This is a genomic window from Bacillus sp. FJAT-26390 (genome assembly GCF_001682865.1).
In the GTDB taxonomy this organism is placed as follows: domain Bacteria; phylum Bacillota; class Bacilli; order Paenibacillales; family Paenibacillaceae; genus Pristimantibacillus.
This window is the reverse complement of sequence record NZ_MAQX01000011.1, coordinates 780983-801884: the sequence shown is the minus strand read 5'-3', so window position 1 is coordinate 801884 and position 20902 is coordinate 780983. Positions and strand designations below refer to the sequence as shown.

The window sequence follows — 20902 nt, the reverse complement described above, 5'->3', positions numbered from 1 at the left end:
AATAGTCGAAATCACAAGGAATATTGCAGGAAATAGCCGATAATCGCGAGGGTAAAGATAACCATATTGTAAATTAATTCGTTGTGTCATTTACTTGTAGTGAAGTTGGAATTAATTATTGAATGCGCTTTATAAAACAGTTGACTTTTTGGTAGCATAATTAATAATAAATGATATAACAAAAACGATTCACATAGAAGGGTGACTAGAGCGATGCAAATTAATCTTTCGAATAAAACGGCACTAATTACTGGAGCTACAGGAGATTTGGGACGCGTAATGGCTCGCACGCTTGCAGGCTGCGGCGCTAACATCGTGCTGCACTACAATAATAACGAGGCGAAGGCGAGAGAGCTGCAGCAGGAGATTACGGCTCTCGGCAGACGCGCGATGATCGTGCAGGCGGATGTTACAAGCGAGCAGCAGATCAACCAAATGAAAGCGAAGGTGACGGAAGAGCTTGGCCATGTCGATATCGTCGTTGCTAATGCGGTCATTCAGTACCAATGGACGAGCATACTTGAACAGCCAATAGCCGATTATGTAAGTCAGTTTGAATCCTGCGTGCTGCAAAGCGTGTTTTTGGCTAAAGCGTTCGTTCCTGCCATGATTGAGAGAGGCGGCGGCAGAGTGATTGGCATTAACACGGAGTGCGCGATGCAAAATTTTGCTGGACAATCCGCTTATACGGCTGGAAAACGCGGCATGGACGGGGTTTACCGCGTCTTGGCGAAGGAAGCCGGTGAGCATCAGATTACCGTTAACCAGGTTGCGCCAGGGTGGACCATTAGCGATCGCGATCGCGCGAGCGGCACGGAGGAGAACAATGCCTATTCCCAAAACGTACCGCTCAAACGCAGAGGGACCGATCAAGAAATTGCCAATACGGTCGCTTTCTTGGCTTCTGATTTAGCCAGCTTCATTACAGGCGCCTACATTCCTGTAAACGGCGGAAATGTTATGCCTGCCATCTAGAATAGGGGATTATGAGGATGAGTTTAAAAAAAGGATTGTGGCGCTTATGGTCGGCTCTTGGCGGCATGCGGATGGAAAGAAAGCTGTTTATCGTATTTTTGCTGCTGATCACGCTGCCGTTGTCGTTCATTGGCTACATCTCCTATAGCAATTACTCCCGTTCGATTGAGGAGAAAACGATCGTTTATTCAACCAAAATGCTGGAAAATATGATGATCCGCGTAGACGATTATATCGAGGACATGGTTCGCATTTCCTCGATTCCCGCGTATCAGAACGATATTAAACAAAATTTGATTCTCTCGAACAGCTATTATGAGCAGCGGCAAACGGCGGCAGGGGACAACAATCAGGTGCCTGACGACTTTGATCTGCTGCTCTCTATCCAGCGGGGCATTGAGGGCAATATATCGTTCATCAATACGATCAAGCGGGGAGCCAATTCGGTCTATATATTCGATCAGTACGGCAACGGCTATTACTCGACCGGTGGCGGCGGTATTCGTCTTAACGTGAAGGAAAGCTATGAGAAATGGCGGGAACGCGTTGACACCTCGGGCGGCGAGGCGATGCTGTTTGGCACGCAGAAATATACGAGCAACTTGCAAAGCGTCAAATACGCGTTTACGGTCGTGCGCAAAGTAATCGATAAATCGCTGAAGCCGCTTGGCATGATTGCGGTAGATGCGAATATTAGCGTGATCGAGGACCAAATGAGCGAGCTTGATAAGGTAACAAACGGCAAATCGGTCATTATTGATGAGCTTGGAAATGTCGTTTACGACAGCGACAAGCAGCGTATGGCGACCAATATTTTGAATGACCCTACTGTCGGTTTGGCAACGGGGACAAAAGGTAGCTTTTATTTTGAGCGTGATGGCTTGAACCGGCTCTATATTTATACGACCTCGCCCAATACGAATTGGAAGGTTATGACCTCCATTCCGGTCAGCGAGCTAACGAAGGATGCCGTCGTTATTCGCAATGTGACCTGGATTGCGACGATTGTTACGATTATCGTGGCGCTCTTTATTTCGATGGTCTTCTCGTTTGCACTGACGAATCCGCTCCGCAAAATGATGCGATTGATGAAAAATGTGCAGGAGGGCGACTTCAACGTTCAGTTTCAGGTGAAATATCGGGACGAGGTAGGGCAGCTTGGCAATCAGTTCAACCGGATGATCGTTCGCATTGACCACCTCATTCAAGATATTTATTTGATGGAGACGAAGAAGAAGGAAGCCGAGCTGCATGCGCTGCAAAGCCAAATCAACCCGCATTTTATGTATAACACGCTGGAGTCGATTCGAATGGCGGCGGAACTGAACGATGATCAGATCGCGGCGGATATGATAGCGATACTCGGAAAGCTGCTGCGCTACAGCATAAGCGATTTGCATGAGGAAGTGACGCTTGAAGACGAGGTTCTGCATATGCGCAATTATGTGGAAATGCTAAATTACCGTTATCCGAATCGCTTCCAGCTGGAGACGAGCATCTCAGATGACCTATGGAGCTACCCGATCATTAAGCTCGTGCTGCAGCCGATTGTCGAAAATGCGATCTATCATGGCATGGATGACAATAAGCTGCTGATGCGAATTGAAATGAGCAGCGAGCGGACGGCACAAGGATTATGGCTCCGTATCAAAGACGACGGGCTGGGCATGGATGAGGAGACGCTGGATCGATTGAACCGTTCGCTTGCAGGCGCAGAGGAAATCGTAAAGCGCAAATCGGGCGGAATCGGCTTGAAAAACGTAAATGAACGCATTAAGCTCCACTACGGAAATGCGTATGGGCTAAAGGTAGCTAGCGTTCGGGATGTTGGCACTGAGGTCATTTTACAGCTTCCATTAGAATTAGGGAGAGACGCAGAATGAACAAATACACATGTATGCTCGTGCTTGTCGTTCTGTTGTGCGGCATAGGCTTCACGGGCTGCCAGAAGTCTCCGGGCAATCATGATGCAGAGACGGAGCCCACAAGCAAAGGGGAGCAGGTCGACAGCGAAGTCATACTTAATGTACTGACTAACCGCGTCGATCTCATCGAAAATGGCGTATTTCAAAAATATGCCGATCGATTCGCTGAGCTTCATCCGGGCGTGACAGTGAAGTTCGAAGGCTTAACGAACTACGCCAGCGATATTATGGTGCGTCTGTCGACCCGCAATTTGGGCGACGTGCTGCTGCTGCCAAACAATATCAAAAATGAGGATTTGCCCGATTATTTTGAGCCGCTTAGCGACAGCTTGTTTGAGCATATTCATTTTGCGGATTTCAAAGCGCACGCCGGGTTGCGCTTTGGCATTGCCACAGGCGCTTCCACGACAGGCATCGTTTATAACAAGGAAGCCTTCAAAAGGGCGGGAATAAAGGACATTCCGACGACGCTGGAACAGTTCTACGCCGCATGCGAGCAGCTGAAAAAAGCAGGCATCGTGCCGGTTTACTTGAACTATGGCGCGCAGTGGCCGCTTATGACCTGGGGCGAGGATTTGGTCAGCTACATGACCGGAGATGCCGATTATTTAAATAGTATGGTGAATACGGATGAGCCTTGGACGATTGGCAACGCATGGGGACAAGCCATTGCCATTGTGAAAACGTTAATTGATCGGGGTTATGTGGAGAAGCAGCTTCTCTCCAATCAATGGGAGACGTCCAAAACGGAGCTTGCGGGTGGCAGAGCCGCTATGTATTTAATGGGGAATTGGGTGATCAACCAGGTCATTACGGCAGGGGCAAAATCAGAAAATATCGGATTTTTCCCGTTTCCATACGATAACAGCGAGAAGCGTTATGCGCCGCTCAGCCCGGACTGGTTTGTCGGCGTAAGCAAATTCAGCGCCAACAAGCAGCTGGCTGAGGATTGGGTGGAATTTTTCGTAAACGAATCCGGTTATGTCGATGATTCGGGATTTTTGCCCGTCCTTGAGAATAAGCAGCCGTCACTGCCGCAGTTCAAGCAGTTTTTATCGTTCAACAGCGAGTTTCTGGAGCGCCGCGTTCCGAACGATCAATTGCTCGAAATAGCGAATACGGCGCAAATCGCTTTCTGGTCAGGCGATTACATTCAAGAATGGATCGCTGCGCCTGATTTGCAGGAAGTCTTCAATCAATATAATGAACGATGGAAGAAAGCAAGAACTATTACCAAAAGCTAAGGTGGAGTACTCCAATGTCAAAGAAAGTCACGATGCAGCAAATTGCCGACTATTTGGGCGTATCCAAGTTTGTCGTCTCGAAGGCGCTCTCCGGCAAGGGCGGCGTCAGCGAGTCGACACAGGAGCGGGTCATACAAGCGGCATCACAGCTGGGATATTTTTCGCAAAAGAATGCTTACGTGAAGACGATGAAGCTGGAGCAGCTTCCGAAGGTGCCAGCAGCGGGCAAACAGTCCGTGCTTGTGCTTATGCCGAATATTCGATTTCAAACGAAGGAGTCGCTTTATTGGGGACGGATTTTGGATGGCATCGCGTCGCGTCTGGAAGAGGATGGTTTTGGCATGGTTATCGTGTCGGAGCAGAGCGTCGACCATTTCCTCCATTTTCTGAATCCGAACGGCATACTCGGGCTCATTGGCGTTGGCGAAATTTCGACTCCGCTGCTGCTGGAGGTGCACCGGATCGGCTTGCCTATGGTGCTGGTCGACCATGAGGATATGCTGATTCCAAGCGATACGGTGTTTACGAACAATTATGAATCGATGTACCGCCTAACGAAGCATCTAATCGGCAAGGGGCATTCGCAGCTGTGCTTCGTCGGCGACGTCAACTATTCGCGCAGCTTCAAGGATCGTTTCTTAGGCTTCCGCAGCGCGCTTGAGGAGCAGGCTGGCAATGCGCCTCGCTTTGGCATAAACGATGACTGCCTGCTGCCCGTCGAGGGCTTTGAGCATGAGCATTTTCAAGAGCCGATCAAGCAGTGGGCTGTTAAGCGGCTGAAGGCGAAGGCTTTGCCTACCGCGCTGCTTTGCGCCAATGATATGATTGCGATCGGTGCGGTACATGCCTTGCAGGAGCTTGGCATTTCGGTGCCGGGGGAGGTATCGGTCACGGGCTTCGATAACATCGACGATTCCTACCGGATGGCGCCTGCGCTGACGACGGTGCATGTGCCGAAGGAAGCGCTCGGCAAACGTGCGGTTGAGCGGCTGATCGGCAGAATCGCGAGCAAGCAGGAGCCGATGGAGAAGCTGCTTGTGGCGGGCGAGCTGCTTTACCGGGAATCGACTGCCGGCGTGAAGTCTTGATGGAGCCAAATGGGGAAAACTGGTTTATATTCATATCGTGTAGGAGCTGAAGAGAATGTCCGATCAAAAAATTACAACGTTCTTTATGTTTAACGGCAAAGCGGAGGAAGCGATTCGTTTCTACACCTCCTTGTTCGAGCAATCCGAAATTAAGCATGTTTTTCATCAACAAGACGGAACGGTCATGCACGCCGCATTTACGCTGAAAGGCCAGACCTTTATGGCGATAGATAACAGCAATAAGGATGAGCATCCTTTTACGCCGGCGATATCCTTGTTCGTAGATTGCGAGGATACGGAAGAAATCAACCGCGTTTTTGAACGCTTAACCGAAGGCGGCGCCGTGCTTATGCCGCTGGCTCCGCTGCCGCCGATGAGCGAAAGGTTTGGCTGGGTGCAGGATAAGTACGGAGTTTCCTGGCAGCTGAGCGTCCGGAAAAAAGTATAGGATGAAGCAGCAATAGGATAAAACGAGCCTTTGAATCGCTTCTTAGGCTCGTTTTGATTTACAGGAGGCGGGCGGCTGCTAATAAACCCGCTAACGAAACCATCATCATTCGGAGGTGTCATTAGTAAGCTGTCGTGTTGAGAGGGAGCGGCGTTAAAAGGCCAGCTTTGGTATTTTTTTGTGAATGAGAATAATTGCTTCTTTTATGATCTATATATATTATACATATATAAGTATGTGGTTAGCTGACCCGTTTATTAAAGACTAACAAATCATGCGTCAAATCGGCATTCTAGCTATGTTCGGCAAAAGAAAATAAACCTTTTTCGACAAATGTATTAGTATTGCGCATTAAGGATTAACCATATATTATATATACAAATATCAATATGAAGCTTGGTGATAGCAGATGAATTCAACAGTCCGAACGCCGCTTTATCAGAAGGTTCAGGATTATATTCGCGAGTTAATTGCAACGGAAGGCTTGAAGGCGGGGGACCGCATACCGACGGAGAAAGAGCTGATGAAGCTCTTTAATGTTAGTAAGATTACAGTTGTCAATGCGATGGTCGGCTTAGCAAACGATAGAGTCATTACGCGGGTGCCCGGCAAAGGCAGCTTCGTCAGCGATGACGAGCTTGCTGAGGCGGAGGCTGCGGAAGAAACGGCATCAATAGCGCCAGCGCCCCTGGTAATGAGTACGGAGAGGACGGTAACCGAGAACAGGACGCGCATCATTGGACTCGTCATGCCGTCCGTATATGATTATTTCGCCATGCGCCTGATCGAGGGCATACAAAGAGCGCTTCGTGAGAAGGGCTACCGCAGCGTGATACTGTTATCCGAGGGTGACGTCGATAAAGAGAAAGAGGCGTTTAAAACGCTCAAGGATATGGGAGCAGACGGCTTGCTGGTCTTTCCGGTAGACGAAGAAAATTATAACGAGGAAATTATAAGCATGAAGTTCAGCGGCTATCCGTTTGTGCTGATCGATCGGTTCTTACCGGGCGTGGAGACCAATTATATCGCTGCGGATGGAAGGCTCGGCACGAGCCTTGCCGTCGATTATTTGTGGGAGCTTGGGCACAGGGAAATCGCAATCTGCTCGGATTCCCCTCTGCAAACGGTAACGGTGCAGGAGCGGATCGACGGATATATGGACGCTTTGAAAAACAAGGGCGCGCTTATCAATCCGGCCCATATGATTACCGGATTTCAGGTGGGGAACATGCATGATGCGGAGAAACACCCGCTGTTTCGCTACATTCGCAACCGTATGGCAACGGCATATATTACGCTTAATGGCAGACTTGGCGTGCAAATTTACCAAATGGCGCAGAAAGCCGGACTGCAAGTGCCGGATGATTTGTCGATCATAAGCTTCGACGATCCAACGTCAATCGTTGAAGAGCTGGGCATTTTTACGCATATTAAGCAATTTGAACATGATATGGGTTATCAAGCCGCGCAAACGCTGCTCGGAATCATAGAAGGCGGGCAGGGCCGCAGCAGCAAATACACGAAAACCTTAATCCAGCCCGAGCTGGTAATCAAGCAGACGACTGGCCGTATTCCGGTCCAATAGTCTAAAGCATAGCAGTGATAAAAAAATCTTTTCCTAAACTAGGAAAAGATTTTTTTATTTATATATTGAATATATTCAATGTATATATTATATTATGTATTAACTGATCGTTAGATAGTGCATCAACAACAAACTTGGATCTCAAGAAGGAAACATGAAATGAAATAGATAACCGGATGAAAAAGGAGACCTGCAGATGCCTTATGAAAAGGTGAAGACGGAGCATTTGAGATCGGTATTGGAACGTTTGAAGGACCACATATACAAACCGCTCTCGGAGCTGAAAACAACAGCTTGGGTAACGCAAGAGCCGGTTACTTATGAAGAGAGAGAGTCAGGCCGGAGAATCGAGCTTGCCGCAGGCGATCGCTGGGGAAACCTTTGGGATTGCGCATGGTTTCATTTTAGCGGGAAGGTTGGGGAGGAAGCGAAGGGCTTAAAGCTCGTGCTCCTTATCGATGTGAACGGGGAGCTTTGTCTCGTAGATGAAGAGGGCACGCCAAAGCAGGGACTTACGAATATCAATTCGGAGTTCGATTATGCGCTAGGGCTTCCCGGCAAACGTGTTGTCCATATTAGCGAAAGCTCATCCGGAGACGAAACGATCGATTTATGGGGAGATGCGGGCTGCAACGACCTGTTTGGTCGCTTCCGCAGCGGAACGTTGAAGGAAGCTCAGATCGCAAGCTGCCGCGAGGACATTCGTAAGCTGTACTATGACGCCGAGGTATTGCTGGAGACGGCGGAGCAGCTGCCTGAAGGATCGGCGCGCAAAGAACGTATTTTGAACGTGTTGTATGATGCCTCCAATCTGCTTATTACATTTACCGAGGAACGAGTAGCCGAGGTATCGCAAATGCTGCAAGAGCAGCTGGCAAAGCGAGGCGGCGATCCGTCGCTAACGATTAGCGCAGTCGGCCATGCGCATATGGACCTGGCTTGGCTGTGGCCGATTCGGGAAACGATTCGCAAAGGAGCGCGTACCTTCTCTACCGTTTTGCAGATGATGGATCTTTATCCCGATTATGTATTCGGCGCTAGTCAGCCGCAGCTATACGACTGGATGAAGACGCACTATCCGAAGCTCTATGCGCGCATCAAGGAGCGCGTCCAAGAGGGCCGATGGGAGCCGCAAGGCGCGATGTGGGTCGAGTCGGATACGAATGTGCCAAACGGTGAATCGTTGATTCGGCAAATTTTGTATGGAAAAAGGTATTTCCAACAAGAGTTTGGCCAAGAGATGAAGTCGCTATGGATGCCGGATGTGTTCGGTTACACGGCCAGCCTGCCGCAGATTTTGAAAAAATCGGGCGTTGACTACATGATGACGCAGAAGCTGTCGTGGAGCGTATATAACCGCCATCCTCATCACACCTTCCACTGGGAAGGGATCGACGGCTCGCGCGTGCTTACCCATATGCCGCCAGAGGATACTTATAACAGTCCGGCAGCGCCGCGCTCGATCATCAAGGCGGAGAAAGAATATTTGGACAAAAACATATCGGAAAATTGCTTGATGCTGTTCGGAATCGGCGACGGCGGGGGCGGCCCGGGCGAGGAGCATCTTGAACGGCTGATGCGGGAGAAAAACCTGCAGGGATTAAGCCCGGTTGTCCAAGAGCCGTCCTCGCAATTTTTCGAGAGGCTGGCTGAGGGCTCGGAGCGTTATCAAACCTGGTCCGGCGAGCTTTACTTGGAGAAGCATCAAGGTACGCTGACGAGCCAAGCGCGGAACAAACGCTATAACCGGAAGCTGGAGAAAGCGCTGCGCGAGCTTGAATTTGCGGCTATTGTTGCCGGATTGGCGAAGGGCAAGCAATATCCTTCGGAGGAGCTGGAGCTCATCTGGAAGGAAGTGCTGCTCTACCAGTTCCATGATATTTTGCCGGGCTCTTCGATCAAGCGCGTATACGACGAGTCGCTGGAGCGCTACGCGGCGCTGCTTAGCCGGGTCGAGCAGATGATTGGGGAAGCTTATGGCGAGGCTGCCGAGACGCTTCCGGCGGGCAAGGACTCCGACGTATTCTTCAACTCCTTGTCATGGGAGCGGGAAGAATGGGTTAAGCAAGCTGGCAAATGGATGCGCGTAACCGTTCCTGCGATGGGGTACGCCGCGGTGAATGCCGATGCGGAAGGTTTGGCGATGGCAGAGACGGCAGCGGCAGAAGCGGAAGCCGTTGCAGCGCCCGAGATCGAAGGAGTCCATCCTGCTTTCCCTGATATGCGCGTTTCGGCAACCGGCCGGGTTTTGGAAAACGATTTGCTCGCGATTACGTTCGCTGAGGACTTTACGATCGTCTCTATTATCGATAAGGAGCACGGTAGGGAAGTAATTCCGCAGGGACAGAAGGCTAATGAACTGAGCCTGTATCATGACGAGGGCGATGCTTGGGATATTAAACAGGATTACCGGCAAACGAGAGGCGTGGCGCTTAAGCCTGCCGAATCGGGCGCTTTCCAGGACGGACCAACGGTAGGGCTGCAGCTCGTATACCGGTTCGGCAAGTCTACTTTGACTCAGAAGGTCATTCTGACTCACGGCAGTCGCCGCATCGATTTTTCCACGAAGGTGGATTGGCAGGAATCTGCGAAAATGCTGCGCACTTCGTTCCCGGTCGCGATCCGCTCGGACAGCGCAAGCTGTGAAATCCAGTTCGGCTATTTGAAGCGGCCTACGCATCGCAATACGATGTGGGATTATGCGAAGGATGAAATATGCGCGCATCAGTGGATGGATCTCTCGGAGCCGGATTACGGCGTTGCGCTGCTCAATGACAGCAAATACGGACATCGCGCGTACCAAAACGTGCTGGATTTGAATCTTTTGCGCAGCACGTCGTACCCAGATCCCGAGGCGGACCTAGCAGAGCACGAGTTCACCTACTCGCTGTATCCGCATAAAGGAGACCATGTGCAGGCGCAGGTTTACAAGCGCGGCTACGAGCTGAACGTGCCTTTGCGGTCGGTGCGCGTGAACGCGGGCGACGCGGCATCGAAGCTGCCGGAAGCTAAATCATTTATAAGCGTGGAACATCCGAACGTTATGGTAGAAACGGTGAAGCAGGCTGAAGACAGCGATGACCTGATTGTCCGTTTGTACGAAACGGCCGGTACCCATCTGAAGACAACAATCTCTATCGATATGAATCTATCGGAAGCATGGCTTGCCGATATGATGGAAACTCCAAGCGCTAGACTCCAAGTGGAGGACGGAGCGTTCCAGCTATCCTTTACTCCGTTCGAAATAACAACGATTCGATTGGCAAGGAGGCAGAATTAATGACTGAAAATATCCTCTGGAAGCGAGTTTGGCGACACAAGCTATTTTATTTGTTCATGCTGCCCGGCATCATATGGTTTTTCCTTTTCTCCTACGTTCCTCTCTTTGGCGTACAAGTTGCGTTTCGTGATTTCATGTTCTCTGGGGGCTTCACTGGAAGCCCCTGGGCAGGGTGGAAGTACTTTCAGCAATTTTTCAGCTACTATCAGTCATTCGAATTGATCCGCAATACGATTGTAATCAGCCTTATGAAGCTTCTCATCGGATTTACGATGCCTATTATATTGTCAATCCTGCTTAACGAGGTTCGCAACGTTAAATTCAAGAAAACAGTGCAAACGCTTTCGTATCTGCCTTATTTCGTTTCTTGGATCGTCGTTGTCACGCTGATGCAGCGTCTTTTGACCCCTTACGGCGGGCCGCTCAACGATCTGCTGGGCTCCTTCGGCATGGAGCCGATCCAATTCCTTAACAACACATCGTGGTTCTATCAAATTATTGTAGGCTCGGACATTTGGAAAAACATCGGGTGGAACTCGATTATTTATATGGCTGCAATCGCAGGCATCGACCAGCAGCTGTACGAAGCAGCCAAGATTGACGGAGCGGGACGCTTTCGCCAAATGTGGCATGTTACGCTTCCAGGCATCCGAAATATCGCCGTCATTTTGTTCATTCTCTCGGTTGGCAGCTTGATGAGCGCCGGCTACGAGCAGCTCTTGCTGTTGAACGGCCCGGCTACCGCGGCATTAGGCAGCGTTCTCGACGTGCACGTCATCAGCGCAGGTATCGGTGAAGGCAGGCTCAGTTACGCCGCCGCAGTCGGATTATTCCAAAGCGTCATTGCCCTCATTCTCATTGTCACAGTCAACCGGATTGCCCGTAAAGTGAGCGACGTATCCCTGTTCTAAGGAGTGGTTTGATATGGTGAAGCGCCAATTTTCAATTTTTAACTGTTTGAATTATATCTTTTTGACCTTGTTCGGCTTATCGATGATTTATCCGTTCATTTATATTTTGGTCTATTCGCTCAACGACGGAAAAGACTCTATGATGGGCGCGCTTTATTTCTTTCCCCGCAAATTCACATTACACAACTACGCGGAGGTTTTCGAAAACGCGCGCATCTGGCAGGCCTATAAGATCACGCTGCTCCGCACCGTGCTCGGCACGTTTTTGCATGTGGGTCTTTGTACGCTGATGGCGTATGCATTGTCCAAAAAAACGCTGCCAGGCAGAACCTTTTTTACTTACTATATCTTCTTGCCGACGATCTTCAGCGCTGGCTTTATTCCTTACTTCATCACCCTGCAAAAGCTGCATCTCATAAATACCTTCTGGGTATACGTCATTCCGATGCTGTTCAACTTCATGCACATCGTCATTCTCCGAACATTCCTGCAGGGCATTCCGGAGGAGCTGGAGGAATCGGCACGCATAGACGGATACGGCGACTTTCAAATTTTCTTAAAAATTATTTTGCCGCTGTCGGGACCTGTACTTGCCACCATCGCCTTGTTCATCGGGGTTTCCCACTGGAACGATTGGTTCACGGGCGCTTATTACGTGTCCGATAAGGAATTGATTCCGGTTCAGACGCTACTGCAAGAAATGCTGACGGAAGCGGAAGCGCTTTCCTCCTCCATGCAGAGAGCCGCGCAGCAGGGCGGTCAGACCGTCAATGTCAATATGGCTGGCGCGACGCCGGAATCGCTTCGAATGGCACTGCTTGTCATAACGGTATTTCCGATTCTCTGCATCTACCCGTTCTTGCAGCGTTACTTCGTTAAGGGCGTAATGATCGGCTCGGTCAAAGGGTAATCGTCCGCAATCGGGACTTTATCATATTTCATAAAAAGTTTATGGGAGGGTTTTTATGAAGAACAAAAAAGGGAAAAGCACGACGGTATGGCTCGCGGTAGCTTTGATGGCTGTAACGACACTGTTTGGGTGCAGCAGCAATAACGGCAACAACGGCGGCAATGCGAGCACGAATGCGCCTTCAGAGAATGCCGGCACTGCGAACAACGGCAAGGAACAGAAAGCAGTGACGCTCAAAGTTCTTCACAACTGGAATGGCTCCGCCGGCGGCGATGTAGATACGACAGCTATCGAAGCGGTTATTAAAGAGAAAACCGGAATTACGATTGAATGGGAATATACGAAAGGCAGCGAGGTCGAGAAGGTAAACACTATTTTTGCGACGCAAGATTTGCCTGATATTTATACAGGTCCAGCTTGGGGCGGAGAGTTAGACGGCATAATCAAAGCGGCGAAGGAAGACCAGCTGGTCGATCTGTCGGATAAGCTTGATAAGTATCCGAACCTCGCCAAAGCGGTTGCGAAGGAGAACGTTCCTCCTGCGCTTTACGAGAAAGCCTTCGATGCCTATGGCGGCAAACAATATTTGCTTTACCAGAACCATCCGGCTACGCCTGAGGATGCAATGGATTGGCTTTACGGCTTCTACGTCCGCAAGGATATTGCCGAGAAGGTCGGCGTAGATCCGCAATCGGTCAAAACCAAAGACGATCTATACAGCTTTTTGAAAAAAATCAAGGACGCCGACCTGAAGGAGAGCGGCATGCCTGTTATCCCGCTTGGCGGCTTCCATAATGGCTGGGCTGTCGGTATCGGAAATTCGATGTTCTACGGCTCGGACTATATCGATAAAGGCCAAGGCACGCTTGAGCACACCTTCTTCTCGAAAGCTTATGAGGATTACACCCTTTATTACCGCAAAATGCTAGCTGAAGGCTTGCTGGACCCGGAAGCGTTCACGCAAACAGACCCGATAGCGAACGAAAAAATCAAGCAGGGCCGCATCGCCGTTCTGGCCGCTCACTATCCAGCTATTCTCGATGCTTCCAAGGACTACGTGAAAGCGCATCCAGGCAGTGATTATATCCCTGTTGGTCCTTTGGAGCGGGCCGGTGCCTCAGCCGACCGTCCAGCCGACCTATCCATCCAAGGCAATAACGTAACCGTTATTCCGAAAAAATCGAAAAACGTGGATGCAGCGCTCCGCTTGCTTGATTATCTCGCATCCGATGAAGGTTTCCTCCTTGTGAGATACGGCGTACAGGGCGTGCACTGGGATATGGAAAACGGCAAGCCGGTAGCGAAGAAAGAATGGTTTGACAAATTTACAGCTGATACAACTGGCAAGATGAAGAAAAATGAAGGAATCGGCATCGGTTTGGAAAGCCTCTCCGGCCAAGACCGCATTAATTCTGTCGGCGGCGGAGACATTTGGGCAGATCAGGACCGTATTGCCGCAATGGACAATGCGCGCAAGATTCTCCGTCCTAACGGCATCAGCGTTATTTCGGCTTACAATCCGGGCGATGTCATGATGAAGTCGTCGCAGTGGGAAATGCTGAAGCCGTCCATGGACAAAATTGGCGACGTTTGGAAACAAGCGATTTTTGCCAAATCGGACGAAGCGGCGCTTAAAATCATTAATGATTTGCGCGGACAGATGAACAAGACGGGTTATCAAGATGCGATCCAGTATACGAACGAAAACTTGAAGGGCAAAGAAGTCGTGCTGCTAGGAATGCCTAACTAAGGAGGCTCATTATTTTGACGAGCAAAGCGCAAGTGAGGGCCGAGTGGACCGGCTTTCAGGAGTCGAGGCCATATGGACCGAAGTATGATTTGCGAACCGATTTCGTTATGGTATACGGCATTTCGAGTGATCTGCCGCAGCGGATAGAGGGCTGGAAGAAGGCCGGCTATACGATCCATCTGATGACAGGCGTATCATGGGGCGAATATCAGGACTATTTGTACGGCCGCTTCGACGGACGGGAGCACTGGGATGAGGCGCAGACGGACCGCAGCGGCAACCATTTGCTGCATGGCAAGGATGTCCCTTATATGGTGCCGACGATAGCATTCGCGGAATATTTGGCTTCCCATATCAAGCTTGCGATTGATTACGGCGTAGAAGCGATTCATTTGGAGGAGCCCGAGTTTTGGGCGGCCTCCGGATATTCCGAGGCTTTCAAGCGGGAGTGGCTGAACTATTACGGGGAGGATTGGATTCCTCCTCACTCCTCGCCTGACGCCCAGTATCGGGCTTCGAAACTGAAAGCGGCAATGTATTACCGCGCACTTGACCGGCTTTGCAGTCAAATGAAGGAGTATTCGCTAGTCACTTACGGCAGGACGGTGCGCTTTTATGTCCCAACCCATAGCCTTATCAATTATACGCAGTGGCGAATTATTAGCCCTGAAGCACTGCTCGTCTCGATGCCTGGCTGCGACGGCTTCATCGCCCAAATCTGGACGGGAACGGCTCGTACGCCGAACGTTTATAAGGGGCTGCGCAGAGAGCGGACCTTTGAGACTGCATACTTGGAGTATGGGATTATGCAGGAGCTTACGAGAGGTACGGGCCGCGAAATGTGGTTTCTCCATGATCCGATTGAGGATAACCCTAGATACAGCTGGAGCGATTATCGGAAAAACTACCGTTCAACCGTCGTCGCCTCGCTGCTCCATCCTGAGGTGAAGAAGTATGAGGTGTGCCCATGGCCGCGCCGCGTATTCGAGGGCAGTTATCCGACAGAGGACGGTCAAGGAAAGGAAACGATTCCCGGCGATTATGCGACTGTGCTTCTGACCGTCATGAACATGCTGCGCGATATGCACAATCATGAAGAAGAGGCTAAAGCTTCCGATTACACCTCTGGCGTAGGCCTTTGCTTATCCAACTCCGCGATGTATCAGCGCGGCGACGTTGTGCTTGGCGAAGAACAACTAGGAGATGCGGTCAAATATGACGGCACTTCCTCCGCGGAAGAGCTGGATGACAAGCAGAAGGAGCTTCTTGACTGGTCGGCCTTCTACGGACTAGCGCTGCCGCTCGTTAAAGCAGGCATTCCGCTTCGGCCGGTGCAGCTTGACAATATTTTGACCTTCCCGGGTTATTTGGATGGGTACCGGGTGCTGCTGCTCAGCTACGAATTTATGAAGCCGGAGCATCCGGGCATTCATCAATCAATCGGTCAATGGGTAAGAGAGGGCGGCATATTGATCTATGTTGGAGACGGCTCGGATCCGTTCCACTCCGTTTCGGAATGGTGGAACCGCGAGAATAGCCGCCGCTCCTACAGCCGGCCAGAAGAGCATTTGTTCGAATCGCTTGGCCTTGGCCGCAGTCCGGAAGAAGGCGAGCACGCGGTAGGCAGCGGGTCTGTTCTGTTTTTCAAGGAAAATCCAGCCGTGCTGTCACGAACGGACGAAGGTGCCGTCCGCGTTAGGAATGCGGTTAAGCGATCGCTCGAAATCCGCGGGGAAACGGTTGATTACAAGGAGAGCAGCACGCTGCATATTAGGCGCGGCCCTTATGTCATCACCCATGTGCTCGATGAGACGGAAGCGGACAGAGCGGTCGTTATTGAGGGCATGTTCATTGACTTGTTCGAAGCCGACCTGCCGGTGAGGCGCTCGGTGGAATTGAAAGCCGGTGAGGATAGCTTGCTGTATGACTTAAACTACTCCGCTCAGGAGCAAGGGGAATCGGGCATTCTCGCCAGCTCGTCGCGCATCCGCGATGAGCTGGCAGATGCGAACAAGTTATCCTTCGTCTCGGAATCGCCGGAGCATGTTACCGTCAGTACGCGGCTTCGCGTACCAAGCGAGCCTAGCCGCGTCACGGCGGGAGAGCAGGCGGCAACATTTGAGTATGACGGGGAGTCTGGCACGGTGCTTGTTCGTTATCCAGGCGTTCCGGAAGGGATAGTGGTCAGCGTAGAGTATTAATACGATTGCTTCAAGAAATGCCGGCAGCTGATGGTGCCGGCATTTCTATATCCAAAACCCATTTGAAGGAGGGCAATTATGAGGAAAAGCATCTTTTCTTTGGCATTATCGATCTGCCTGCTTGGTTCTTTGCTGTCAACACTAGCCCCTGTGTCGGCCAAGCCTCGGCCGGATTCCGGTACGAAGGACGCTTATTATGAGAAAGCGGCTTACCGTGCGAAGAAGCTGAACGTAATCAAGCTGGCGGATATGACGGAATCGGAAAGCGTCATGATCGCAACTCTTCAAGGACTGGTCGCGAACCAGACGTCCGAGCAAATTTATATTTTGCCGGAGTCGGGAAACTACGGGCAGTGGCTGAAAGACTTAGAGGATCAGTATGGCGTCAAAACCAAATCGTACGATGATCCATGGAAGCTGCTGAAAAACTATAAGAAATATGTTGATGGTTATCTGGTATGGAAAAAAGGCGACAGCTCCATTAATGCAGCTACCTCGCTCGCTCATATGAAGCAATCGGTGCTGGTTGAGCAGGGAGAGGTATCGAAGGCCAAAGGGTACAAGAAGGTGATGGATCTCTCTGGCAAGGATGAAGCTTGGGTAAAATCTACTTACTGGAAAAAAATAGACCATGGACTTTTTATCGAGCAGAAGGAGGAGATGGGACCAAAGCTGAGAGACTACGCGGCGATGACGGGCGCCTTTACGTTTTATGACGGCAACAGCGCGTTTCGCCAAACGGTAATGGATGCAGCTGATCCGGACTCGGTATTGCTCGGCTGGGGCGATGCTTCCGGCGGCGAAGACCAATTTATTCGCCCAAGCTCGGATGCGGGCGTGTTCACGCTTCCTGCCGATCATGCCTACAACCTGTCGGTGCTCAGCGGCTTTAAGCTTCAGAAGCTTAAACAGAAGACGGCGGCGGCGCCCGCAGCCGAGGATAATGTCCATTACGTATCGTTCGTTATGTCCGATGGCGACAATATTCAGTGGATGCTGAACGATCTGGGAGAGAAGGGCAAGCCATGGTTCGGCAACGCGAATCGCGGCAGCTTCGATATGGGCTGGGCGATATCGCCAAGCATGATCGATTTGGCCCCGACCGTCGCGGAACGGTATTACAAGGATGCGTCGGAACGGGATGCCTTTGTGGTGGGGCCGTCAGGCGGCGGTTACATGTATCCGAGCCGCTACCCGGCTGCTGAGCTTGACCAGCATTTGAACAGCCTAAACGATTATATGGGCAAAATGGATTTGGGGCTCGTGGAGGTCATTGACTTCAACGCGTTCAATAACACCGAGCTTTGGGACAAATATACGGCGCAGCCGAACGTGGACGGCGTCATTTATTTGGAATACAGCAACCATAAGGCGCTGAACGGCGCGCTTAAATGGGCGAACGGCAAACCGGTCGTAACGCCGAGAGAGATGCTGTGGGAAGGCAATGCGGGCAGCGATAATGCTTCCGTCGTCAATCATATCAATGCCGCGCCCCGCAATCCGAAGAGCGCCGCAGGCTACTCGCTCGTTCTCGTCCATGCTTGGTCCAAATCGATGGACGATGTGAAGGCAGTCATCGACCAGTTGGATGACGATGTGAGGGTCGTTACGCCGGTAGAGATGGTGGGGCTCATTAAGGAGCAGGTGCCGCAGGTCAGTACCGATGTCCCCAATAAGGTGTATCAGGCGGAGACGGACTTTGGCCATCAGACGGGAAAGGCGGATGGAGACGGCTGGTCGGCTAATGCCGCGGAGCATGCGGCTGGCCATATGCTGTTCGGTCCGGGCGCTTCCGATATCCCGGCTGGCCATCATCAGGTAAAGGTCAAAGCGATGATCGACAACCGCGATGCCGACAATAGCCGTGTGCTGAATCTAGATATTTACGATGCTACGGACAATCGCGTAGTGGCGGAGAAAGCGGTTCTGCGGTCGCAGTTCCGAGAGGCCGGCGACTATCAAAATCTCGTCATGGAGTCGGATTTTGTACAGGGCCATTCCTATGAATTCCGCGTCTGGTACGACGGCAATGCGAGCGTGAAGATAGATAGCGTATCGGTCATTATGGAAAGCAATCTAGCGCAGCGCGTCTATGAAGCGGAGAACGATTTTGGCCACAATACAGGGAAGCTGGATGGAGACGGCTGGCTTGCCGCTGCCTCGGAGCATGGCCCCGGTCATATGCTGTACGGCCCATACGTGGCAAATATTCCGAGCGGCGTCCATGACATTACCTATAAGGCGATGATCGGCAGCGTCTCCGGAGCCGATGACCAGGTCGCGTTGCTGGACATATACAGCCCAAGCCTCGATCAGGTTGTCGCTTCCAAGGCATTAAAGAGAAGCGACTTTACAGTCGCCAATGCTTATGAAGACTTTACGCTTATCGACGTTCCATTCTCGCTAGGCAGCACCTATGAGTTTAGAGTTTATTTCAATGATATCGCGGATATCAAGGTAGATCATGTGCGGCTCGATATGCCTGAGCAGGTCGAAGCGGAAACAAGCGGCATTTACTTCAAGTTCGGCGGGGGCAATGTGCAGTCGTTATCCTTTGGCGCGGACGCCGGTTCAAAGCAGCTGCAGGCATGGGGAAAGGCCGTGCAGGTTGGCAAGCCTGACGTTAACCTGACAGCGGATGCAGAATGGTCGCTCGTTAGCGGCAGCGAAGCCGTAAGTATAAGCGAGGATGGCGTGCTGACGGTGCTTGGCGGCGGGACCGCTGTCGTCAAAGCAGCCTTTAACGGTCATGCGGCAGAGCTCCCGATCTTGGTTTCGGGTACGTACACGAACCGGATATTTGAAGCTGAATCCGCTTTTGGCCATAATACCGGAGCGGTTGACGGGGATAGCTGGTCAGCTAATCCAACCGATCACGGCTCGGGCCATATGCTTCACGGACCTGGCGTGTCAGACCTTCCTTCGGGCAGCCATAAGGTTAACTTCCGAATGAAAATCGACGCAAATGCTGGCGATTCGAATCGGGTGTTGAATCTGGATATTTATGATGGAACAGGCAATAAAATCATTGGGGAGAAAGCGGTACTCCGAACCGATTTTGCGGCTGCTGACAGCTATCAGGACTTTGTGATCGACGCTGATTTTGTGTCGGGCCATGCCTATCAGTTCCGCGTCTGGTATGATGACAATTCTACTATTCATGTGGACCATGTATCCGTTCGAATTGCAGCAGCGCAATAGTATATTCGTGTAATTTAGAAGAAGGGTGTTTGCCGCTTAGGCAAACGCCCTTCTTCTTTGCCTTTTATGCATGTACAATTGGAGGGTGGAAAACGGCATGGATTGGATGGATACAAAAGCGGCCAATCTCTTTATACTAAAGCACCTGAAGAGCTGTAAGACTGCAAGATCAACAGATTAGGAAGCGTGTTAATGATGAACTGCGAGATAAAGCTTAATCGGCAAAATGTGTTTACAGGTATTTTATCTGCCATGCTTGCATGCACGGGCGGAGCCGTGCTGATCGTCAGCAGCGCGGAGAAAGCGGGATTCACGGCAATTGAGCTGATCGCGTGGCTGTTTGCGGTTTATTTTTTTGGCGGGCTGTTGAACGTGGCCTTATCCCTCATTTATAAAATTCCGTTCGGAGGCGCTCATTCGATAACGGCTGTTGCTTTCCTTAGCACATCGGCTACCCGGTTTTCCGTGCAAGAGCTCGCCGGCGCAAGTATCATAGCGGGCATCATTATTGCGGTGTTTGGCCTGTCGGGCCTCTCTGACAAGCTGCTTGCGGTGCTCCCTAAGCCGTTAATGGACGCCATGCTTGCGGGATTGATGTTTAACCATATCGTCAAAATCGTACCCGCCATCAAAGATGCGCCATTTGTCGGCTGTATGGCCTTGATCGGTTTTTTCTTATTTCCACGCCTTTTTAAAGGTTTCCCGCCGGTTTTAGGCGTCGTCTGCATGGGGATGCTGGCACTTTGGATCAGCTATGACTTTCCTGCGATGCAGGAGCTTCCGTTTGCGCTGCCTCATCTGATTCAACCCGCTTTTTCGTTTGGCGGGCTGGTGTCCTTGGCGCTTCCCCTTGCGCTGCTTGTCCTTAGCAACGATCTATTCGTTGCCTTGGCGGCGCTTCGCAAAAACGGCTATGAGCCCTCAGCCGCCAAGACATTAACGATTACCGGAATCGCCAGCGCGGCGGTCGGCTTTCTGGGCGGCCATGCCGTAAACGTGGGCGGAATGATGAGCATGCTTTGCAGCAGCGAGGAAGCAGGCCCGAAGGAGAAACGATATTATGCGGCTGTCGTATCGGGTGTATGGGTTGCGATGTTCGGATTATTCGCGTGGAAGGTGATCGCCTTCATCAATATTCTTCCGCCTTCATTTATTTTGCTCCTAACGGGCTTCTCGTTGATGGGCGTGTTCATTCAAAGCCTTCAATCCTCGTTTTCGGAGGCCAAATACCGTTATTCTACCGCGTTCACCTTCGTAATCGCCGTAGCGAATGTCGCTTTTCTAGGCATTTCCGCTCCGGTGTGGTGCCTGATTGCCGGCATCGTCACGATGAAGCTGCTTGGCGAGGGAAAAGGGAGTGCCGCATAAAGTCTGCTAAGACTTA

13 protein-coding genes are annotated in these 20902 nt (G+C 51.0%); all 13 read left to right on the top strand.

Translation table 11 applies throughout. The features are described from left to right. Nucleotides 1-213: 213 nt before the first annotated feature. The 13 genes from A7975_RS15225 to A7975_RS15165 all read left to right on the top strand — a co-directional run bounded on the left by A7975_RS15225 (nt 214) and on the right by A7975_RS15165 (nt 20886). Nucleotides 214-975, top strand: a complete 762-nt coding sequence (locus A7975_RS15225) for an SDR family NAD(P)-dependent oxidoreductase (protein ID WP_065385638.1) — start codon at nt 214-216, stop codon at nt 973-975. A 17-nt stretch (nt 976-992) separates the two neighbouring features. Further along, on the top strand, nt 993-2858 hold the full coding sequence (locus tag A7975_RS15220) for a cache domain-containing sensor histidine kinase (protein WP_065385637.1): 1866 nt from the start codon (nt 993-995) through the stop codon (nt 2856-2858). Then, a complete protein-coding gene (locus A7975_RS15215) occupies nt 2855-4144 on the top strand; it encodes an ABC transporter substrate-binding protein (RefSeq protein ID WP_065385636.1) in 1290 nt (429 codons plus the stop codon). The genes A7975_RS15220 and A7975_RS15215 overlap by 4 nt, the downstream gene beginning before the upstream one ends. A 14-nt stretch (nt 4145-4158) precedes the next feature. After that, on the top strand, nt 4159-5232 hold the full coding sequence (locus tag A7975_RS15210) for a LacI family DNA-binding transcriptional regulator (RefSeq protein WP_065385635.1): 1074 nt from the start codon (nt 4159-4161) through the stop codon (nt 5230-5232). A 55-nt stretch (nt 5233-5287) separates the two neighbouring features. Continuing rightward, nucleotides 5288-5680: a VOC family protein gene (locus tag A7975_RS15205; protein ID WP_065385634.1), complete on the top strand. Its 393-nt coding sequence runs from the start codon at nt 5288-5290 to the stop codon at nt 5678-5680. Between the two features lie 409 nt (nt 5681-6089). Then, nucleotides 6090-7265 carry a GntR family transcriptional regulator gene (locus tag A7975_RS15200; protein ID WP_053372298.1) on the top strand — a complete coding sequence of 392 codons (1176 nt, stop codon included), beginning with the start codon at nt 6090-6092 and terminating at the stop codon, nt 7263-7265. A 196-nt stretch (nt 7266-7461) separates the two neighbouring features. Then, nucleotides 7462-10545, top strand: coding sequence for an alpha-mannosidase (locus A7975_RS15195; RefSeq protein WP_065385633.1), 3084 nt, complete (start codon nt 7462-7464; stop codon nt 10543-10545). Next, complete coding sequence (locus A7975_RS15190; RefSeq protein WP_053372296.1) at nt 10545-11456, top strand: ABC transporter permease; 912 nt, start codon at nt 10545-10547, stop codon at nt 11454-11456. Before A7975_RS15195 ends, A7975_RS15190 begins: the two co-directional genes overlap by 1 nt. Before the next feature lie 13 nt (nt 11457-11469). Next, nucleotides 11470-12366, top strand: a complete 897-nt coding sequence (locus A7975_RS15185) for a carbohydrate ABC transporter permease (RefSeq protein ID WP_442950599.1) — start codon at nt 11470-11472, stop codon at nt 12364-12366. Nucleotides 12367-12421: 55 nt separating this feature from the next. Further along, complete coding sequence (locus A7975_RS15180) at nt 12422-14116, top strand: extracellular solute-binding protein (protein ID WP_065385632.1); 1695 nt, start codon at nt 12422-12424, stop codon at nt 14114-14116. Nucleotides 14117-14130: 14 nt separating this feature from the next. Next, nucleotides 14131-16317 carry a hypothetical protein gene (locus tag A7975_RS15175; protein WP_065385631.1) on the top strand — a complete coding sequence of 729 codons (2187 nt, stop codon included), beginning with the start codon at nt 14131-14133 and terminating at the stop codon, nt 16315-16317. Nucleotides 16318-16395: 78 nt separating this feature from the next. Continuing rightward, the gene (locus tag A7975_RS15170) at nt 16396-19518 is read left to right on the top strand and encodes a GxGYxYP domain-containing protein (protein ID WP_065385630.1); all 3123 of its coding nucleotides are present in this window, start codon (nt 16396-16398) and stop codon (nt 19516-19518) included. Between the two features lie 192 nt (nt 19519-19710). Next, nucleotides 19711-20886 carry a benzoate/H(+) symporter BenE family transporter gene (locus A7975_RS15165; protein WP_255314292.1) on the top strand — a complete coding sequence of 392 codons (1176 nt, stop codon included), beginning with the start codon at nt 19711-19713 and terminating at the stop codon, nt 20884-20886. Nucleotides 20887-20902: the final 16 nt, after the last annotated feature.